Here is a 1,054-nt window from a genome sequence, read left to right as displayed (position 1 = left end):
TGACCGAGCGCTGTCGCCTGCAAGGCTGCCGGGATCCGTGCCGCGGCGTCCGCGTATTCGGCGAGCGCTGCGGGTGACATGCCGAGCGCACGCTCGAAGGTACGATCCGCCGTGTTCAGCCGACGAAGGAGCGCCGCGGCGCGTGCGGCATGACGCATCGCCGCCGCCTGCTTGCCCTCGCGGATCTTCACGCCGGCCGCCGATAACAGGATCAATCCCTTGAAGAGCGTCCGAAGCGGAGCGCCTCGGGCTGCAACTTGCCACAGACCCTCCCACGCCTCATGGGCTTCCCAGTAATAACCATGGTTGAAGAGGTCGAGACCCCAAAGGAATATGTCTGCGTCCAGCGACGCCTCTGCCGCCAACGGCATGGCTTCGCTATTGTAGCTATGTCCCGCGGGGTCGCGCACGGGATGCGGTTGCCTGCCCGGCAGATACGCATAGGATGGAAAGCTCTTTTCCGGCAGCCAGCGCCGGCGCAACATCGAACCAATGGCCATCAAAGCCGTATAGCACACCGTGGCCCTGAACAGATGCGCAGTTCCGTACATAGCCGCCGCATCAGGAATATCTTGGCAAATAGTTGTCAGCCAGTCAGATCTCACGAAGCTGCGAGGTTGCGTCGGCGGTCATCGGGCAGTTCATGCGTCGCAGGCGGTCATATTGTCGGCAGTTAAACGGGGCCTTTCAATTTGTGTGGTTCATCCGCCGTTAGAGAATGACGGCACCCAGGGGATATGTTCTCAGATCAGGCCAGGAAGGAAGATAAATGCCTGAGCAGGCTTCGCCGGACTTCGCGGTGATGCGCAGCCGAACTGGTTACCGAGGATGCAGATCACGCATCTTCGTCCTCTTGAATCGTCATCGCCCTGATAGCACATTGCTGCAATGATCGGCGGGCATCGATGCGGCCCGGCGTCGCGCAAATTGGCTATGGAGCAGGTGGGAGGGAACGAATGAATGCTGAGGCTTTCAGCAGCCCCATTTTCGTGAAGCGAGCCAGCTATATCGTGCAAGAGATTGCCAGTCTTGCGGACGCTATCGATTTTCTCAA

At 59.8% G+C, this 1,054-nt stretch carries 2 protein-coding genes; both read right to left on the bottom strand.

The window, feature by feature from the left end; genetic code table 11:
• The coding region (locus AC0L2K_RS34870) for a DUF309 domain-containing protein (protein WP_473533645.1) at positions 1–551 on the bottom strand (551 nt) is incomplete at its 3' end.
• Between the two features lie 192 nt (positions 552–743).
• Positions 744–1,054: hypothetical protein (locus AC0L2K_RS34865; RefSeq protein ID WP_473533644.1), on the bottom strand; the 311-nt coding region annotated here is incomplete at its 5' end.

It is taken from the genome of Mesorhizobium sp. WSM4817, assembly GCF_055811135.1.
This window is presented reverse-complemented; position numbering and strand designations above follow the sequence as displayed.